Consider the following 17,130-nt stretch of genomic DNA (forward strand, 5'->3'; position numbering starts at 1 on the left):
GTGGGCGCAGCCCACCACACACAACAAAAATGCGTAAGTCCTATGGTAGTGAATTATTTGTTGTGATACGGCTGTTGCCAGTTTGCTTGGGACATTTAGAGTAGGGCACGAAGCGCCCTACTCCAAATGTCCCTGTCATAAGACTTGTGTCTGTAGTTTGCGTTTGGGGAACAGCCAACAGCCTTGGGGGTCTCCCCCAAACCCCCGGTGGGGGACGGAGCGCCTCCCCCACGCCCCCTGCGCAAAGGATGGTAGATGAGATGGAGAGCGCGCTTTGCATGGGTCGGGATGCCAGGGAGTATAGATTTTCCAACTCCTAATCCCTAGTTTCAAAGCTCTAATCGCACAGTTGCCGATCGCTTTCGTCTAAATCGGGGGCATGGGTAAGGTAGGGTGTGAGCCAAGTGCAGCTTCGATTGAGTAGGCTGTTGAGGTCGCTGATTTGCCAGAGGCGAATGCGGCTGAGGCGATCGTTGTCGATGCTGGAGGGGGCTTTGAGGGCGGTGGCGATGTGCTGCCAGTTGGGGCTAAGGGCGGATTGGTAGCTGTCGTATTGGGCGATTTGCTGTCCTTGGAGGTTCCAGAGGCGGGTTGTGTTGTCTTCACCATGGGTGGCGAGGCGCTGGTTGTCGGCGTGAAACTGGAGGCTGAGGATGCTGCCCTGATGTCCGCGAAATTCGGCAATGGGTCGGCTGAGGGGGATGCCCTGGATGTTCTGTATGTCTTGCTCTATGTCTTGCTCTATGTCCCACAGTCGGGCTATGCCGTCGGCTCCGCCTGTGGCAAGGCGCTTTCCGTCAGGGCTAAACTGTACGGCTAAGACGTTGCCGCGATGTCCGGTGAAGGTGGCGAGGCGATCGCTTGATAGGTTCGCCAGAAGGTTCCCTGGTGCGGTTTGCAGGCTCCAGAGTTGCGCTGTGCCATCTGTGCTGCCTGTGGCAAAGCGTTTTCCGTCAGGGCTAAACTGTAGGTCGAGAATGCTGCCCTGCTGTTTGGGGAAGGCTTTAATTAGGTTGCCCTGACGATCCCATAGGTTGAGAGTGCCGTTGATGCTGCCTGTGGCAAGCTGCTGTCCATCAGGACTAAATTGCACGCTCAAAATTCCGTTTTGCGGCAAGGTTTTGATTTGATTGGTTTGTAGGTTCCATAGTCTGACAATATCTTGGGCTGGTGCGTTTCCTGTCGTCAAATCTCCTAGCACGGCTACCATCTGACCATTGGGACTGAGACGCAGGTCGTGCAGGTTGTCTTGATTAAACTGGGTGGTTTGAGATTCGGGATACTGGTGTAGAAGCGTACCTTGGCGATCCCAGATGCGGATTGTTGCGCCAAAGGCTCCGTAGCCCAGCACCGCTAGCTTTTGCCCGTCAGCGCTGAGCCGAATATCCTGAATGTTTTTGAGGCGATCGCTCAATTCCAATTGCAGGTTGCCCTGTAAGTCCCAGAGGCGAGTGATGCCGTCTTTGCCGCCTGAGATCAGCTGTTCTCCATTGGGGCTAAAGGTTAGGCTAAGGCGATCGCGGTAGTCGCCCTGCTGGTCGGGCAGTTCGGCGATCGGATTGCTGCGCAGGTTCCATAAACGAGCTGTGCCGTCGGCTCCACCCGTGAGCAATAGCTGCCCGCTGGGGCTAAACTGCATGGCTTCAATTTTGCCACGATGCCCTCGCAGAACGGCGATCGGGCTGCCGCGCCAATCCCACAGCCGAATGGTGTTGTCGTCGCTGCGAGTGGCAATTTGCCTAGCGCCAGTCTCCCCCAAGCTAAACTGAATGCCGCGCACTGCGCCCTGATGCCCTTGAAAAATGGCGAATTCGCTGCCTTGTCCTACCGTGCGAACGTTGGCGTTCCAGAGACGATCGCCCACTTCCCACAGCCGCATTGTTCCCTCTTCTCCCGCTGTCGCGAGGTATTGGCTGTCAGGGCTGAATTGGAGGCTTAGCAAATTGCCTATTTGTCCTGTGATTTTGGCGATCTGACGAGTTTCTAGGTTCCAGAGAGAAACGATCGCCTTGCCGTCATTCATTGCTAAATATCGCCCGTTGGGGCTGAATTGCAGGCTACCGCTAGTCTGCCCAATGTTTGCGACTGTTTCTATCAGCTTACCCTGAAGATCTAGCAGCCTTACTGTGCCGCTGTCATCCAGTAGGGCAAGTCGCTGGTTGTCGGGGCTGATTTGGAGGCTGACAATTCCTTCGGGCTGGGGTAAGGTGGCGATCGCCTCTCCCTGTCTCCAGATTTGCAGGGTGTTGTCGGCATCTACTGTCACAATTCGTCCATCGGTGCTGAATTGCAGACTGGTGATAGGGCTGCCAGTTAGACTAGCCAGTACTATGGAGTTGCCCTGCCGATCCCAAAGGCGAACGCTGCCATTGGTGGCGCGGATAGCGATCGCCTGTCCATTAGGGCTGAACTGCGCGTCTCGGATGCCGCTAGGATCGGTCACGATCGCCGTCCTGATCGGATTGCCCTGCAAATCCCATTGGGATACGCCTGTCGTTCCGGCTGCAAGAAAGCGATCGCCCTCCGGACTAAACTGCACAGCCTGAATTCTGCCCTGATTGTTACCGACTTGTACCTGTTCACGGATATTGTCTGCAAGCGTCTGTAACGCCAGCAGGGGGCTAACTGCCGGATATTGGTCTAGCGGACGACCGGGGGCAGACGCAGGCTGAACGATCGTTTTCAGGGCTTTCCCCGCTTTGACGGCTGCCACCAAAGCCTCAAGTTGGGAGAACTGAAACTGCTGAATGGCACCAGTCCCGGCTCTTTCTAGCCTTGTGCCTTCCACAGCTTCCTGTTGGGCTACGATCGCCCGCTGCTGCTCGGCTTGAGCTACTTCAACCGCCCTACTAGCCTGATTGAGCTGAATTTCTGCCTGCGTGAGCTTAGCCTCAGCTTCAGTCACCCGTCTTTCAGCCTGCTGGCGGGCGGCGGTGGTCTGAGCAGCTCCTTGCTGAAGCTGTCTTAAATAATTTTGGGCAGCGTTGAGCTGCTGTGTGGCGCGTTCTACTTCGGCTTGAGCTGCACGGCGCTGAAGATTAGCGGTCTTAAGGCGATCGCCTGCTGCCGCCGCCTGTCTCTGTGCCTCCTGTCGCCCTCTGTAGGCAGCCTCAGTTTCACGGCTGGCATCCTCCAGCTTTTGTCGGGCGAGGGTGGTATCCTGCTCGGCATTGCGAACTAGAACGGTAGATAGGACGGTGGCGGCGATCAGCAATGCTCCTGATGCTATGGCAGTCCGGTTTCTAACCCGTCGTTCCTGCTGTCGGATTTGACCTAGCTCTTGATTGGCTTTGCCCAAGTTTTGATTGGTCTGATCGAGTCTTTGGTTGGCTTCATCGAGGCTGCGGTTGGCGGCGGCAAGGCGATCGCGCTGTGCCTGGATTGATGCCATCTCGACCTGTGTGGCGGTCAGCTGCACCCGCAAGTCTGAGTCCGATTCTCGCGGGTCGCGGATGAATCGCACCAAATAATCATGCACTAGCTGATGCAGAGGAGCCGGATCTTCAGGAATTTTCAGCACTAGCCCAGAACCTACCAAAATCTCTAGCACCAGTTCGAGCTGTCCCTGCGTGTGGGGAATATTTGCCAGGGTCAGCTCTTCAGCCAGCTCGGTCTGGGTTTTCAGCGGACGGGTTTCTTCTTTGGTGGTCAACAAAAATAGCACCACCTCAGCGATCGCCTCATTGGGCGCACCACAGTCGTCAATCACTGCCTCTAGCGATCGCTCTACCAGAGTTTCTTTAGGAAAGTCGCCCAATTTCTCATACTGCTCTAGGGTCGTGATGCCCTCATCCTGCAACTGCGCGCCCACCACCTGTAGCTCGATCGGGCGCACTCCTCCCAACTGTCCCGCCAAATCATCCACGAGTCGATTGACTAGCGCTTCCTCTAGGGAAAACTGCGATCGAGCAGTCAGGCTACGAATCACGGTGCGGGCATCTTTAGGATTAAAGTCGCCCAGAGGATAGCGAATTTGCTTGCTGAGGATATCGTGATTGATTACCTCCAGGTCAGCAACGCGATCAATTTCCAATAAATAATGCAGATAATCTTCTCGCAGCGACAGCATCACCTTGACATAGGGAATGTTGAGGCATTCTTTAATAAACAGATAAAACGATCGGCGCTGCTGCACTTCGGGATAGGCGAAGAAGAATTCCTCGAACTGGTCAAAAATCAAGACAGTGTAGAGATTGCGATCGAAGTTTCGCTGAAGTTGTCGAATCAGAGAGGGCGGCGTAGGCGGCTGGGGCAATGGGGATGTGCTGACGTTGAGAGCAGATACTTCGCCTAATCTCTCCAGCTCTTGCATCATGGCGCGTTCTACGCTGCTCGCCCAACCGTTGTAGACCGACACCAGCACAGGTAAAATTTGCCGCGCCTCGATCGTCTGCTTTTGCCGTAGCGCCGGGATTAGCCCCACCGCAATGATCGAGCTTTTGCCCACGCCCGAAGCGCCATGAATGACGGTGAGTTTATCTTTGGGCAAGCTGACTCGTGCCACCAGCCGATTCACGTCCTGCTGACGACCCGAAGCCGCAATTTCTTGAATCACTACAGCTTCCACAACCGAGGGCGCTAATTCGCCGTGGCTAGCGATCTGTCGAGGCTCTAGCCGACTTGCCCCCACAAATGCCGTAAAGCCATACTGCTGCTTGACGATCCGCTGCTGCTGCTTCATTTGAAACGCATCCAGGTAGCGCGCCTGATCGAAGTAAAGCAACTGTAGTGCCTGCAAAATATGAATATATAGCGTGGGATCGGCTTGGGGGCTGGCATCGCGCCGCGCCAATTCCAAATGCTCGATCGCCGCCGATCGATCGCCCAGTTTTGCCAGCGATCGAGACAGCAGCAGCAAATACCAGCCGCGATGCACGGCTTCTGCCAATGCCAGACTGTCTTCCTCTCGAATACCGCTTGTATTATTGGCTACAGCGTGTTGGGCTGGTTTTGGTAAAGTTCTGTAACTTCCTTCCTGTGAATCTTGCCCAACTGCCACTGATAAAGGCGGTTGGGTCAGGATTCTTCCTGCGGTCTGCTCCGCCTGATCCAGGATTTCCAGCGCTTTTTCTGCATAGGTTTTGGCTTCTGTCCAGTCGGCGATCGCTTGGGTTGAGATCTGACTAGGTGCTTGAACCAGCAGGTTTTGCTCGGCTGGGTTTTGATCTGGCAAGTCTCGATCCGGAAAGTCTTGATCCGGAAAGTCTTGCGATCGCGCCAATGCCACTTCTGCCAAAAAGCCGTAGTCCTGAGCCAGACGCAGCGGATCGGCAAACTGTTCATGGAGTTCTAGTCCAGCACGGGCGATCGTCTCTAGCTCCTGCCAGTCTTCTAGCTTTTGCAGCGTTTGCCCCAGCGCCGTGATGAATCGGGCAACCAAATCGGGTCTGTCATCTTCTCGAAAAATCGTTAGACAGGCTTGAAAATACCGCTTTGCCTCTAACAACGCCATACGATACTCTGCCCGATGCATCCGCGCATAGCGCCGCCACCAGATGCCCAAGTGAAATAAAAGACAAGCCTGACGTTCACGGTAGTGGGTGTGACGATCGTCCCGATCGCGCTTCCCCGCCCAGAAAGCCAAACTCTGCTCATAAAATTCTTTGGCTCGATCCATCTCCAGCCGAGACTGGGCATCGCGTCCCCGCAGAAAGTCAATGCTGGCTTGCAGCTCTGGATCAAGCTCCTGTCCGCTATTGTGAATATCTTGCACCGCAAACTCTAGCTCCGTCCGCAGCCGCGATCCGGTATCCAGATCCAGGGCGCTGTTGGGTAAAAAGCGATCGCCTACCGCATACAACAATTTCTCAAAAAGCTGATCGGCGTGCTGTCGCAAAGAGCGAATTAGCTCATCCGTCGGGAATTTGAAGGCGATTGATCCGGCGGCAAAACTCCTGAGATCCTGCGCCACCTCGGTCAGGGTTTGAAACGACTGATCCGTTGTCCACAGCACGAGAGCAAACCGAAAGTTCTTGCGAAACTCGTCTCGCAATAGGTTTGCCCCTGCCAGCAGCGATTCCAAATGAACCACCGACTCCAGCCCTGTCACCATTAGCGCCTGACAGTCTATCTCGCCGTCTCGCAGACAGTCTTCTTCTACTGCCTGAATCAGTTTGTGGAGCGTTTGGGTGCTGGGAGACAGCCGCAGTTCCCGAATTGCCAGCGGCGAAGTCTGTTGTATTTCATCCAAAATCATTTGCCGCAGCCGTCCATAGTTGCAGCGCACCAAAATCAGCGAGAACTGTCCCAAATTTAGCCCCAGCGATCGCTCCAAAATTTCGAGCGATCGAGCATTGGCGGCAAGAATGGCGGCAGTGCGAACAGGATCGGGGTGAGGCATGAAGAACGATCGAGCAGTTCTGTCTCCACCTTAGCCCGTCCGGTTAGGGGTTGTCTGGTTAGGGATTGTCTGGTTGGGGGAATGGGGAATAAAAGGTTGGTTCCACGCCCCATTCCCTGTTCCCCCTTCTCCTAACGCACCAACACCGTCATAGCTGTATTCACAGCAGTTAGGACGGGGACATTTTTGAGGGCGCGCTCCGCGCGCCCTCAAAAATGTCCTAAGCCCGATGATTATGGCTATATTTGCCGCTAGCCAACGGTGAAGGCATGATAGGCGAGAACTTGGCGAGTTCACGAAGTGTTTCTGAAAGAAAATCGTCGGTTAATCGCTTGACGTAGCACTCGTTAATCAGATGATTCACTTGGTCACGCGTGCCGATGATCCAAATTTGCAGGCGATCGGCAGGGTGGTCTGTCAGCAGTTCATTGAACTCTGTCGTCATAATTTATTACCTCGCTAATGGGTTGTAGAGAAGAAAAGCTTAAGGCGTGGTTCACCAACCACTTGTTACATTAGCGAAGCATTCAATGATTTAAGGTCAACCTCAGCCGTGCCCCTGCTTACTCAGAGAATCAGTTAGCGGTTGAGGGGGATGGCAGCTTTGGCGAATCAAGTTGATTGGTCTATTATTCGAGCTGAGATCCGTAAAGCTGTTTCCCTGATCGTTCATCCTCCTGGCACATCAAACTTTACAGTTAATCCAGTTAGACACGGTAATGGAGTCAAGCCGATTAAAGAAGCTTGCATGATTGCTTTAAGAAATCGGTTTAGATGAGGATTGGAAACTCCGATTAACTATGAAGCGAGTTCGTTAGGAATTGTTTTTTTAATAATGGAGCTAAGCGGATTCGAACCGCTGACCTTCTCAATGCCATTGAGACGCGCTACCAACTGTGCTATAGCCCCTAGAGTCTGATTACATCCTAGGTTTATCCTAGACTGTCTTAAACATGTCATAAGAATAGCACTAGGCTAGTGCCTCTAGCAAGATACGACGACCTAAACCACGAGCCTAAGCCTTGTTCTTCACGGTTAGCCTTGAACAAAGCCACGGATCGCTCTAGTTAGCGCGGAGTGTAGTTCAGCCGAGGCTCCAGAGCCTGACTAGGTTAACTCTAGTGCCCCCTTAAAAGCACCCATCTGTCCTAGAAGCTTCAGGATCACATTATCGACTAGCCACACTAGGCGCTTTAACGTCTAAAGTCCGAACCCAGTTTGAGACTTTCTTTAACTGATCCTCATGTCTGTTAGCTAAGCCTGATCCTGAAAGTCCATTTGGGCAAACCGTAGCCCGACCCGTAGCGCGGCTCTAGCGATCGCTTTTACTCACTGGACAAAAGCCAGCGTTTCCGATGATCTGAGATTGCTTGAGATGTTGACGCTTAACATTGCCTATTTCAAGTCAAAGCCCGTTAACATTCCCAAGATTACTATCTTGATCGAACATGGCTATCACATTGGTGATTTGATTGAGCGGCTGGAGGAAATTTATCCTCAGATCATAGTGAAAATCAGGTTTGAGCGTTCGAGCAAACCCTCGAAACAAGAGAAGGCGGCACAAGGAAAATCTGGATTTTTCCCAGCTGTAGAAAGATAGGTCATCGACCAATCTAATGCTTGAATAGAGCGTTGTAAGAGTTTGGTTGAGAGCTTTGAGCGATCGCCATCTCATGCAGAAACTAAGATTAGCCTCTGCTTTGTCAGGCTAATACTGAAGCACTTGCAGCCACTTCTTGAAATCTCAAATGGGTTCTACAGAGCGGTTCCACTACTTGTAATAAACAAGCACTGATACAAACAAGTTGTTTGACGCGATCGAGAACAGCTTCATTCTCTTAAGAAATCACAATTTCATCTATTGTACATTTCATACCAATTTAAATTAGCCACCCGGTTTGGGTCTTAAATTGGTATCACTAGCATCACAGGCTGAACTTGAGTGATGATAGTTCTTACCACTTTACACCACTCTATAGGCTATCCCAGAGAGAGAACCAAAGACGTACGCCAACGCCAGATTGTAGCGAGATCTAGATTCCACCAAGATAGTGACCCTGATCGACCATTCCCACAATTTGGAAATTGCGATCGAATATTGCCAGGTTGGCTACATACCCTGGCGCAATTTGCCCTAGCCGATCGAGTCCCATCAACTTTGCCGGATAGGTGGAAGCCATGCGCAAGGCTTCTGGGAGTGGAATGTCTAGATGATTAACACAGTGGGCGATCGCCTCAATCATTGTCAGAGCTGAGCCGCCCAGCGTGCCGTCTGCTGAGACGCACCTGCCGTTTTTGTAGAATACCTGCTGTCCACCAATGGCGAAAGATTCCATCTCAGCGCCCACGGGCGGAGTGGCATCTGTCACCAAAATTAGCTTGTCTTGCTTCAGCTTTTTCGCTAGCCGCATAGATGCCCCATGCACATGCTGACCATCGGCAATCAGACCTGCATAGACTTCCTCTCGATCGAAAATAGCCCCCACCATGCCCGGTTTTCTGCCCTGCCAGGGCGACATAGCGTTGAACAGGTGAGTTGCCATCTGTACCCCCGCATCGAAACCTGCGATCGCCTCTTCGTAGCTAGCATCCGTATGTCCGGCAGAAGCAATGATGCCTCGTCCTGTTAATAGCTTGATATCTTCTGCGATCGCCAGTTCAGGGGCAATCGTCACCAACCTGACCACCTCTCGACCTGCCGCAACAATTTTTTCCAGCATGGAGCGATCGATCGGGCGAATATGATCAGCGTTATGAATGCCCTTGCGTTTCGGATTGAGGTAAGGTCCTTCTAGATGTAGACCTAGGACGCTTTGGGGATGAGTCTGTCGATAGGCTTTCACCACTTCCATTGCCGTCAGCATATCTTGATCAGACGTGGTAATCAGCGTGGGCAAATAGCTGGTTGTGCCGCTTTTCAGATTTGTCTGGTGCATGATGTCCAGCGTGGCAGGGGCGATCGCATCGTTAAACATTACCCCGCCGCAGCCGTTAAGCTGCATATCAATAAATCCGGGCGCAACACTGCTGCCGCTGAGATCAATCGTGGGTAGATTGAGATCAAAATCTTTTAGGGCGACTAAAGCGCTAATCTTGTCGCCTTCAATCACAAGGGCGTGATCGTGAAGGGGGCGATCGCCTGTGTAAATCGTGCCATTGACTAGAGCATACGTAGACAGAGCATCCATAGATCAACCCTATAATTTTTTTGGTTTTGCTGATTTCATAGCCGGATTAAGTAATGCCATTTTTTTGACAGCATTGCTATCATGCAGCCATCGGCGACTCAAATTTAAGCCCGATCGTTTTCTATGATTTCATCTTCCCCCCCTTCATCACCGCTGGTAATCGCCCAGCTTACGGATACTCACCTGTTTGCAGATGAAGACCAAACGATGAAAGATTGCCCTACGGTGCTTTCATTTCAAGCTGTGCTGGATACTGTGGCGCAGCTTCAGCCCCAGCCTAATCTACTTCTGCTCACGGGCGATCTCTCTCAAGATGAAACACTTTCCTCTTACCATCAGCTCCACAACCGCATCACGCCGCTTGGCATTCCCACTTACTGGATTCCTGGCAATCACGATCAGTCTCTTGCCGATATGGAACAAACGCTTTGCACTGCGCCTATTTCTTCTGAGAAATGCTTTCAGGCTGGGGGCTGGCAATTTATCTTGCTCAACTCCATGCTGCATCAACAGGTACAGGGAGAGCTATCGGCTGAGGCTCTGGCGACGCTGGATCAGCAGCTACAGGATTCAACTCTGCCGACTTTGATTGCGCTCCACCATCCGCCACTGGCGATCGCTTCTGCCTGGATGGATGCGATCGGGCTACAGAATCGGGAGGCTTTGTTTGCGATACTCGATCGCCATCCGCAGGTTAAGCTAGTCATTTTTGGGCATATTCATCAAGAATTCGATCGGGTGCGGCAAGGTGTCCGCTATCTGGGTGCGCCCTCAACCTGTGTCCAATTTTCCCCCAATGTCGATGAGTTTGCGATTGACGGCGATCGGCAGCCGGGATTTCGGTTAATCAGCCTCTATCCGGACGGTCAATTCACGACCACAGTGCAGCGAATCGGTGCAGCGAATCCCTGTATAGAATCTGGAGAGTAAGATAACTGAAGCCGAGGGACTAGAATGCGCCTTCGTTACAACCCAGTTTTCTTCTTAAGATTTCTTCCCTTTAAGAGAACTAAAATTTTTAGGCTCTCAGTTACACCTGCAAGAATAGAGACTATCTTGGTATTTGGATTGTACCGAAATACATGGACAGGCTGATATCCGTTTGAGTGCATTTGGCAGACTCTAATGTAAGCAAAAGATTGTTCTACCGTGGGGATATGCTGATACCAATTTAAAACCCAAACAGGGCAGATGGTTTTCGAGAGCCTCATCAATTTAAAGTGTTATAAGATTTACAGGATAGCGAGTGGCAGGACACCGCAAAAGCCGTACTCGTCTAACGTGCTTTGCTTGATCTCAAAATCATTTCTTCTCCATCTTGCAAAATTTTGCGCGCATGAAGCACACCAGCCTACTTCACCTAAAGCTTAAGGTACTCTGGCATACCGTGGGGACTTACCTGCTGCTAGGGGCGATCGCCTTCATTATGCTTTTACCGTTGCTGTGGCTGGTCAGCACTGCGTTTAAATCTCCTACAGAAGATATTTTTCAGTTTCCGCCGCAGTTGATGCCGCAGCAGCCAACACTGGGAAATTTCGTTAAGGTATGGCAAACGAATCCGTTTGGGCAGTACTTGTTCAATAGCGTACTGGTGGCAGGGCTAACCGTTGGGCTAAATTTGCTGTTTTGTGCTTTAGCAGCCTATCCTCTGGCGCGGCTGGAATTTCGCGGGCGGGAGGTGATTTTTTCCCTGATTGTCTCCACGATTCTGATCCCCTTTCAGATTGTGATGATTCCGCTCTACATCCTCACGGTGCAGTTGGGATTGCGCAACAGCTATCTGGGTCTAATTTTTCCGGCGATCGCCTCTGCCTTTGGCATTTTCCTACTGCGGCAGGCATTTCAGGGCGTGCCCAAAGAGTTAGAAGAGGCAGCCCGGATGGATGGCTGCTCAGAGCTGGGCATCTGGTGGTTTGTTATGCTGCCCTCCATTCGTCCGGCATTGGTAACGCTGGCAATCTTTGTGTTCATTGGCTCCTGGAGCGACTTTCTCTGGCCTCTGATTATTTTAGACAAGCCAGAATATTACACGCTGCCTCTGGGAGTTGCGAAGCTGGCAGGCGCGTTCTCGCTAGATTGGCGGCTCATTGCGGCGGGTTCTGTGATTTCGATCGCCCCTATCCTGCTGTTCTTTCTGATCATGCAGCGCTACATTGTACCCACAGAAGCCGGAAGTGGAGTTAAGGGTTAGCGCCAGGGTTAGCAATACAATAAAGAAATGAAGATATTGCTGATTGGCTTCCTAAAAGGGTATCAACTGCTGATTTCGCCGCTGCTTTTGCACACCTGTCGGTATTATCCGAGCTGCTCTCAGTATGGGCTTGAGGCGATCGAGCGATTTGGGGCAAGGCGGGGGGGCGGTATGGCGTTGCGGCGGCTGTTGCGCTGTCATCCTTTTCATCCGGGAGGTTACGATCCGGTGCCGCCGCTACAACCCAATGACTGTGGCTGCAAGACTTCAATTCAGACTGAAAGCGCTGAGAAACATTGAGAATACTGTAAGCTCAACCCACAAACTCTCAACAGCTGCACATACTTAAGACTGTTCAAAAGTCGCTACGACAAAAAACAGCAAAACTATAGGGCGATGTATAAAAAGTATCCTTTGGGGCATTATAGTAACCGGACATACTTGAAACTAAACATGCTTGCTCTAATGGCTCAGTAATTTTTGGGAAGAGTATAGGTAGGTGACCCTGAGGCGCTGAGATATCAAAGCTAGCCTCAGAATGCCAAATCCACTTTTCGTTTACGCGCCATTTTACAGCATCACCGAGCTTCTTCCAGGCATCATCCTCATAGCACACGTATGCTCGATTGGCTTTCTTACAAAATGTTAAATAGATATTTTTTTGGACGCTAAAACCGAATCTACCGTTACTGTACTTTACCCAGAGGTCATTAATAGTACACATATCAGTATGAGGAAGCTTACGCACATGGTTGTACTCTAGGTACCCATGATTTTTTCGCCTTGCTATTTGTAGCATTACATTCAAGGTTGTCTCGTTTGCTTCCCTCCATTTACCTGCTTTTAGTAAATCTCGTAAGCCGCAGTAATCTATCCCCTTATCTGAACGTAAGTTATCTTCAATGCTGAATGATTGAACGGTGAACGGAGAGAGCTTTGGCGTAGCTTGTGTTTTCTTACCGTAGAAGACGGGAGTAGAATGCTCTGGAATATTCTGCACCTGAATCTCAAAGCAACCAAATTTGTAGGCTTCTTCAACTGAGCTTCCTGCTCCTAACGCCTTATAAAAGCCGATAGCAAAAGCAATTGCAGCCTTGTCTCCGATAGATTGACTCATTCCAATAACGAAAGGAATATGTTCAGCAATGGCTTTTGCTTGGATTTCTGAATAACAAGCATTTAAGATTACACATCCAACTCGATCAGCTACTAATTCGAACAGAGTTGAAAGCGCATCAAGTGATACTGATTGCGTTTTACCTGAATCGCTCTCAAAACATAATTCTCCCGTGCCTAAGCCGTGCCCTGAAAAGTGAATAATTTGAGGCTCAACATCAAAAATCGCTTGGGTTAAGTCTTCTGGACGCACAGACTCGCGAGAATCTAGCGAGAAATTATCGCGATGCTTGGAAAGTTGCAATTTCTCACGTATGTCTCGTAACTCTTGACCCAACCGCAATCGAGCGGCATCGCTGGGATCGGCTGTTAGAAATAGAATTTTCACTTTATCCATCTGGAGGATTTTTACAGCGTGCTGTTTCCTAGAGTCAGTGCCTCACCTACAACATTCAAGTGCTGCCTTACCCGTCTTCTTCTTCATCGGCAAGCACAGAGTCATTAGCAAGCGTAGACTCTGGCGTAACCTTTTGTGTTGTCTGGTCTGCGGTTTCTTCAGTCCGCTTGGGACGTGATGATGCCGTATCGTCTTCTGGGTCGCCCGTCATGTTAGGGCTAATTAACGTAATGTCGTACTCATCAGGCGGAATCGTGGTGATGGCATCCCGCTTCAGCAAATAGTAGATTGCCTGTACCTGCGGCCCAAAAATGACCTGATCTTGATCATGCAGGTCATGAGCTTGCAGCTTGCGACCGTTAATCAACAGACCATTGGCGCTAGGCTTCCCCTTCAAGTTCCCATCTACAATTCGATAGTAATAGGTGCCATCCTCGTTGGGAAGCTGCACTAGCGTAGCGTGCCGCCGCGAGACAAACTGAGAAATCAGGCGAATATCACATTTTGGATCTCTGCCGATCGAATACACCGGACTATCAAGGGTGTACTCTCGCCGTCCCTTGTCGTCTTCAATGATGAGCAGGTGGCTTTGGTGAGGTGCGGAAGTCATCAGGCAAACGTTAAATGCGAATACTAAACAGCTTGAATGAGTCTTGAATGAGTAAATCCTAGACTGAGCCACTACTCATTAACCTTAGGCTCAAAGTTCTAAGAGGGGCTTCGACCTAATCCTAGCTCTCAATACCGTCGTTGCCGCAAAATCAGAGCAAGTTGTGGAGCACCACACAGGAAAGACTCGTCGTAAAAGGTAAATCCGACCAAAGCATAGCTAGTATGTGCGAACCGCTCAACCTACTAGCCCAACCTTTAGTAGCTTGATTGAGCAACAGATCAATTGGGCACCTTTGCGATCGACCCTCGTTCAGAGCTTCCTTAGTTTAAACCGTCTTGTTGGCAACTCAGCCGAGGAGTTCTTAAAAATTAGAGCAACGATGACACAAGGCATGTGTCCAACGAAAGCATATGCCAACTTTCGTAAAAGTGGCATAGACTATAGTGCAGCTTTAAAACGTAACGCTTTAGAAACGTGATTTTAAAAGTCCAGAGTACAGGTAAAGTCCAGGGTGCAGGAGTTGAACCCGCCTAACGCGAATTATGAGTTCGCTGCCTAAACCGATCGGCCAACCCTGGATAGATCTGTATGAATAGGTTTTATTGTATCCTGACGCAGTAAAGATGTGCAGCCATGCGACTTAACTCAACCGTAGTCTTGACCTTAATTTTATTATTTCTCATGGTCAGCGCCGGAATTGCAAGCGCTACTTGGGGATATCGGCTAGGGCGAGAGGCTCTGAAAGGAATCACGCAGCCCGATGCTCGTCCTGTCAATAACCTCACCGATGCTCAGGGAAAGCCCGTACGCCGAGATAGCGTTACTTTTCTCAAAGAAGAAAATATTCTTAAGGATGTGAAAGCTCGTGTGGATGGCACCGAGAAGCCCGTCCCCTAGTCCAAGATTTTCTAACAAATTGCTCTCGAAATGGGGCAATAGAAACCGATCTCAAAACCAATTTTTGTAAGGTAGGCAATGCCCATCCTACCTGCAATACTAGGCAACAATCGCTAGCCAGCGTTGAATAACAAGCAGTTTCGCTTTTCTTATTGCAGATGATTCCCTTTGCTCTCGGTGCCCTGGCAATCAATGTGCTGCCTCAACTCAATAGCTCAGATGTTTTCTTGCGGCTGCTAGCTGTTCTCTTGCTGATCGCAATCAACGCCTTTTTTGTCACGGCTGAGTTTTCCATTGTGTCAGTCCGGCGATCGCGTATTAACCAATTAGTTTCTGCTGGAGATGCCCAGGCTAAGACTGTTCAGGGTCTTCAAAGAGGACTCGATCGCCTGCTTTCAACCACGCAATTTGGCATTACCCTGTCTAGTCTGGCGCTAGGATGGATTGGCGAAAGCACCATGGCGATTCTAATAGCGGTGCTATTTGCCAAACTGCCGCTGCCTGAGACAACCCGTAACTTTCTGTCTCATTCGCTGGCAATTCCCATCGCTTTTATTCTGATTGCCTATCTGCAAATTGTTTTGGGAGAGCTGTGTCCTAAGGCGATGGCGCTCATGTATCCAGAGCAGTTGGCGCGGTTTTTGGGCGCACCTAGTCTGGCGATCGCTCGTCTGTTCAATCCCTTTATTTGGATACTGAATCAGTCTACAAGGCGGCTGTTGCAGCTTTTTGGCGTACGCTACACCGGACAGGGCTGGTACAACCGGGTGACACCCGAAGAGTTGCAGCTGATTATTGCCACCTCCACCGAATCGCCCGGTTTAGAAGAGGAAAGACGAGAGCTGCTGACCAACGTATTTGAATTTGCAGAGGTGTCTGCTGGAGAGGTCATGGTGCCGCGCACGAGCCTGCTGGCCGTTCCAAGCGATGCCACGCTAGAGAGCCTGCTGACCGAGGTGGCAAATTCAGGGCATTCTCGCTATCCGGTCATGGGGGAGTCGCTAGACGATATTTTGGGTCTGATTCACTTCAAGGAGTTAGCAGAGCCATTGGTGCGCCAGGGGTTAAAGCCCGAAGATTCGATTCAGCCGTGGATTCGTCCGGCGCAGTTTGTCTCAGAAAATATGCCGTTGAATGAGCTGCTGCCCTTAATGCGGCGATCGGGTCAAACCATGGTGATTGTAGTAGATGAGTTTGGCGGCACGGCGGGTCTAGTGACGCTGCAAGATTTGGCGGCAGAAATTATTGGGGAAACTAGCGAGCTGGAAAGTCAAGAAGAGCAATTCTTGCAGGTGATAGACGATCGAACCTTTTTGGTGCAGGCTCAGACTGATTTGGAGTCAGTGAATGAGCTGTTGAATCTAGATTTTCCTTTGGCTGAGGATTATCAGACTCTCGGAGGACTGATGATTTACCAGATGCAGAAAATTCCGGCTCAGGGTGAAACGTTACGCTATCTTGAGTACGAGATGACCGTGGAGTCGGCAGAAGGGCCTCGGCTCAATCAAATTCAGATTCGGCGCATGGATACAGCGATCGCTGACGATAATTTCCTCAGTAGCGATGATTTTTTAACCAGTGATGATTTTACATCTGAGGCGATCGAGCAAAATAGAGAACCTATTCCTGATCCCTGGGACTTGTCGCGCATTGATGAAGATCTGCTTCCAGAAGAGTCTAGAGAAACGGCTAAAAAACTGGGCGTTGAGAGATTGGGTAAGGAGCCGTCATGAACTACTGGCTGATGAAATCTGAACCTAACGCTTATGGCATTGCGGACTTGGCGCGCGACAAGCAAACCCTTTGGGACGGAGTGCGCAACTATCAGGCACGCAACTTTTTGCGCGATATGCAGCTTGGGGATCAGATCTTTTTTTATCACTCCAATACCGAGCCGCCCGGAATCGCGGGACTGATGCGGGTTGTGCAGTCAGGCGTAATTGACCCCACGCAATTTGATCCCGATAGTCCGTATTTTGATGCTAAATCGCTGCCCGATCAGCCCCGCTGGCAGACTGTCACGGTTGAATTTGTCCAGAAGTTTCCTAGCCTGATCTCACTAGAGCGTTTGCGGCAGACTTTCACGCCCGACCAGCTTTTGGTTGTGCGGCAGGGCAATCGCCTGTCAGTACTGCCTGTAGAGGAAGCGATCGCTGAAAAAATATTAGAGATGGCTAATTGACGCGATGTGCGACTTGAGCTGAAAGTCTTGTAGGATGGACATCTTGCCCGTCCGAATCTAGGCAGGCAAGATGCTTGCCCCACGTAGATCGAGAGCTTTTGAAAAGGAGTCGCACATCGCGTTGATTGTGCCTAAGCCCTTTATGGCAGTGCCAGGGCAAACGCATCTTAAATTTCATTGACATCTAAAAGCAGGATCGAGGTTTC

General features: G+C 50.7%; 12 protein-coding genes, 2 tRNA genes and 2 pseudogenes. 8 read left to right on the forward strand and 8 right to left on the reverse strand.

What is annotated here, in order from left to right:
• Positions 1 to 337: 337 nt before the first annotated feature.
• Positions 338 to 6,340, reverse strand: coding sequence for an nSTAND1 domain-containing NTPase (locus tag AC5JMP_RS23935; RefSeq protein WP_495854016.1), 6,003 nt, complete (start codon positions 6,338 to 6,340; stop codon positions 338 to 340).
• Between the two features lie 220 nt (positions 6,341 to 6,560).
• A complete protein-coding gene (locus AC5JMP_RS23940) occupies positions 6,561 to 6,785 on the reverse strand; it encodes a hypothetical protein (RefSeq protein WP_495854017.1) in 225 nt (74 codons plus the stop codon).
• A 150-nt stretch (positions 6,786 to 6,935) separates the two neighbouring features.
• Between AC5JMP_RS23940 and AC5JMP_RS23945 the strand changes: the two genes are divergently transcribed.
• Positions 6,936 to 7,118 (forward strand): hypothetical protein, encoded by a 183-nt coding sequence (locus tag AC5JMP_RS23945; RefSeq protein WP_495854018.1) that lies wholly within the window; start codon positions 6,936 to 6,938, stop codon positions 7,116 to 7,118.
• Positions 7,119 to 7,176: 58 nt separating this feature from the next.
• Here the strand turns inward: AC5JMP_RS23945 and AC5JMP_RS23950 are convergent.
• Positions 7,177 to 7,249 (reverse strand) — tRNA-Ala (locus tag AC5JMP_RS23950).
• Positions 7,250 to 7,664: 415 nt separating this feature from the next.
• Here AC5JMP_RS23950 and AC5JMP_RS23955 point away from each other — a divergent pair.
• Positions 7,665 to 8,135 (forward strand): annotated as a pseudogene (locus AC5JMP_RS23955) (transposase family protein); the annotation flags it as partial.
• A 238-nt stretch (positions 8,136 to 8,373) separates the two neighbouring features.
• On the opposite strand, the gene nagA reads toward AC5JMP_RS23955, so the two are convergent.
• Positions 8,374 to 9,528: an N-acetylglucosamine-6-phosphate deacetylase gene (gene nagA, locus AC5JMP_RS23960; protein WP_495854019.1), complete on the reverse strand. Its 1,155-nt coding sequence runs from the start codon at positions 9,526 to 9,528 to the stop codon at positions 8,374 to 8,376.
• Between the two features lie 123 nt (positions 9,529 to 9,651).
• Here nagA and cpdA point away from each other — a divergent pair, with 123 nt between their 5' ends.
• Positions 9,652 to 10,458: a 3',5'-cyclic-AMP phosphodiesterase gene (cpdA, locus tag AC5JMP_RS23965; protein WP_495854020.1), complete on the forward strand. Its 807-nt coding sequence runs from the start codon at positions 9,652 to 9,654 to the stop codon at positions 10,456 to 10,458.
• Positions 10,459 to 10,493: 35 nt separating this feature from the next.
• Here cpdA and AC5JMP_RS23970 read toward each other — a convergent pair whose 3' ends face one another.
• A complete protein-coding gene (locus AC5JMP_RS23970; RefSeq protein WP_495854021.1) occupies positions 10,494 to 10,739 on the reverse strand; it encodes a DUF6888 family protein in 246 nt (81 codons plus the stop codon).
• A 125-nt stretch (positions 10,740 to 10,864) separates the two neighbouring features.
• Here AC5JMP_RS23970 and AC5JMP_RS23975 point away from each other — a divergent pair, with 125 nt between their 5' ends.
• Together AC5JMP_RS23975 and yidD are read left to right on the forward strand one after the other, a co-directional pair.
• Complete coding sequence (locus AC5JMP_RS23975; protein WP_495854027.1) at positions 10,865 to 11,719, forward strand: carbohydrate ABC transporter permease; 855 nt, start codon at positions 10,865 to 10,867, stop codon at positions 11,717 to 11,719.
• 27 nt (positions 11,720 to 11,746) lie between these two features.
• A complete protein-coding gene (gene yidD, locus AC5JMP_RS23980) occupies positions 11,747 to 12,019 on the forward strand; it encodes a membrane protein insertion efficiency factor YidD (RefSeq protein WP_495854022.1) in 273 nt (90 codons plus the stop codon).
• A 55-nt stretch (positions 12,020 to 12,074) separates the two neighbouring features.
• On the opposite strand, the gene AC5JMP_RS23985 is transcribed toward yidD, so the two are convergent.
• From AC5JMP_RS23985 to AC5JMP_RS23995, 3 genes and pseudogenes are all read right to left on the reverse strand, one after another.
• Positions 12,075 to 13,232, reverse strand: a complete 1,158-nt coding sequence (locus tag AC5JMP_RS23985) for a GUN4 domain-containing protein (RefSeq protein ID WP_495854023.1) — start codon at positions 13,230 to 13,232, stop codon at positions 12,075 to 12,077.
• Positions 13,233 to 13,422: 190 nt separating this feature from the next.
• Positions 13,423 to 13,842: pseudogene (locus tag AC5JMP_RS23990) on the reverse strand (FHA domain-containing protein); the annotation flags it as partial.
• Between the two features lie 508 nt (positions 13,843 to 14,350).
• Positions 14,351 to 14,423: transfer RNA gene (locus AC5JMP_RS23995), tRNA-Ile, on the reverse strand.
• A 55-nt stretch (positions 14,424 to 14,478) separates the two neighbouring features.
• Here AC5JMP_RS23995 and AC5JMP_RS24000 point away from each other — a divergent pair.
• The 3 genes from AC5JMP_RS24000 to AC5JMP_RS24010 all read left to right on the forward strand — a co-directional run bounded on the left by AC5JMP_RS24000 (position 14,479) and on the right by AC5JMP_RS24010 (position 16,924).
• Positions 14,479 to 14,742: a hypothetical protein gene (locus AC5JMP_RS24000; RefSeq protein WP_495854024.1), complete on the forward strand. Its 264-nt coding sequence runs from the start codon at positions 14,479 to 14,481 to the stop codon at positions 14,740 to 14,742.
• Positions 14,743 to 14,900: 158 nt separating this feature from the next.
• Entirely contained in the window at positions 14,901 to 16,475 is a 1,575-nt protein-coding gene (locus AC5JMP_RS24005) for a hemolysin family protein (RefSeq protein ID WP_495854025.1), read from the forward strand.
• Positions 16,472 to 16,924 carry an EVE domain-containing protein gene (locus tag AC5JMP_RS24010; RefSeq protein ID WP_495854026.1) on the forward strand — a complete coding sequence of 151 codons (453 nt, stop codon included), beginning with the start codon at positions 16,472 to 16,474 and terminating at the stop codon, positions 16,922 to 16,924. Before AC5JMP_RS24005 ends, AC5JMP_RS24010 begins: the two co-directional genes overlap by 4 nt.
• Positions 16,925 to 17,130: the final 206 nt, after the last annotated feature.

The sequence above is a fragment of the Drouetiella sp. genome (assembly GCF_059504425.1).

What these genes read in the sequence shown, in the direction of transcription:
- AC5JMP_RS23935 (WP_495854016.1), bottom strand. Translation starts at nt 6,340, where the DNA reads ATGCCTCACCCCGATCCTGTTCGCACTGCCGCCATTCTTGCCGCCAAT.
- AC5JMP_RS23940 (WP_495854017.1), bottom strand. Translation starts at nt 6,785, where the DNA reads ATGACGACAGAGTTCAATGAACTGCTGACAGACCACCCTGCCGATCGC.
- AC5JMP_RS23945 (WP_495854018.1), top strand. Translation starts at nt 6,936, where the DNA reads ATGGCAGCTTTGGCGAATCAAGTTGATTGGTCTATTATTCGAGCTGAG.
- nagA (WP_495854019.1), bottom strand. Translation starts at nt 9,528, where the DNA reads ATGGATGCTCTGTCTACGTATGCTCTAGTCAATGGCACGATTTACACA.
- cpdA (WP_495854020.1), top strand. Translation starts at nt 9,652, where the DNA reads ATGATTTCATCTTCCCCCCCTTCATCACCGCTGGTAATCGCCCAGCTT.
- AC5JMP_RS23970 (WP_495854021.1), bottom strand. Translation starts at nt 10,739, where the DNA reads ATGAGGCTCTCGAAAACCATCTGCCCTGTTTGGGTTTTAAATTGGTAT.
- AC5JMP_RS23975 (WP_495854027.1), top strand. Translation starts at nt 10,865, where the DNA reads ATGAAGCACACCAGCCTACTTCACCTAAAGCTTAAGGTACTCTGGCAT.
- yidD (WP_495854022.1), top strand. Translation starts at nt 11,747, where the DNA reads ATGAAGATATTGCTGATTGGCTTCCTAAAAGGGTATCAACTGCTGATT.
- AC5JMP_RS23985 (WP_495854023.1), bottom strand. Translation starts at nt 13,232, where the DNA reads ATGGATAAAGTGAAAATTCTATTTCTAACAGCCGATCCCAGCGATGCC.
- AC5JMP_RS24000 (WP_495854024.1), top strand. Translation starts at nt 14,479, where the DNA reads ATGCGACTTAACTCAACCGTAGTCTTGACCTTAATTTTATTATTTCTC.
- AC5JMP_RS24005 (WP_495854025.1), top strand. Translation starts at nt 14,901, where the DNA reads ATGATTCCCTTTGCTCTCGGTGCCCTGGCAATCAATGTGCTGCCTCAA.
- AC5JMP_RS24010 (WP_495854026.1), top strand. Translation starts at nt 16,472, where the DNA reads ATGAACTACTGGCTGATGAAATCTGAACCTAACGCTTATGGCATTGCG.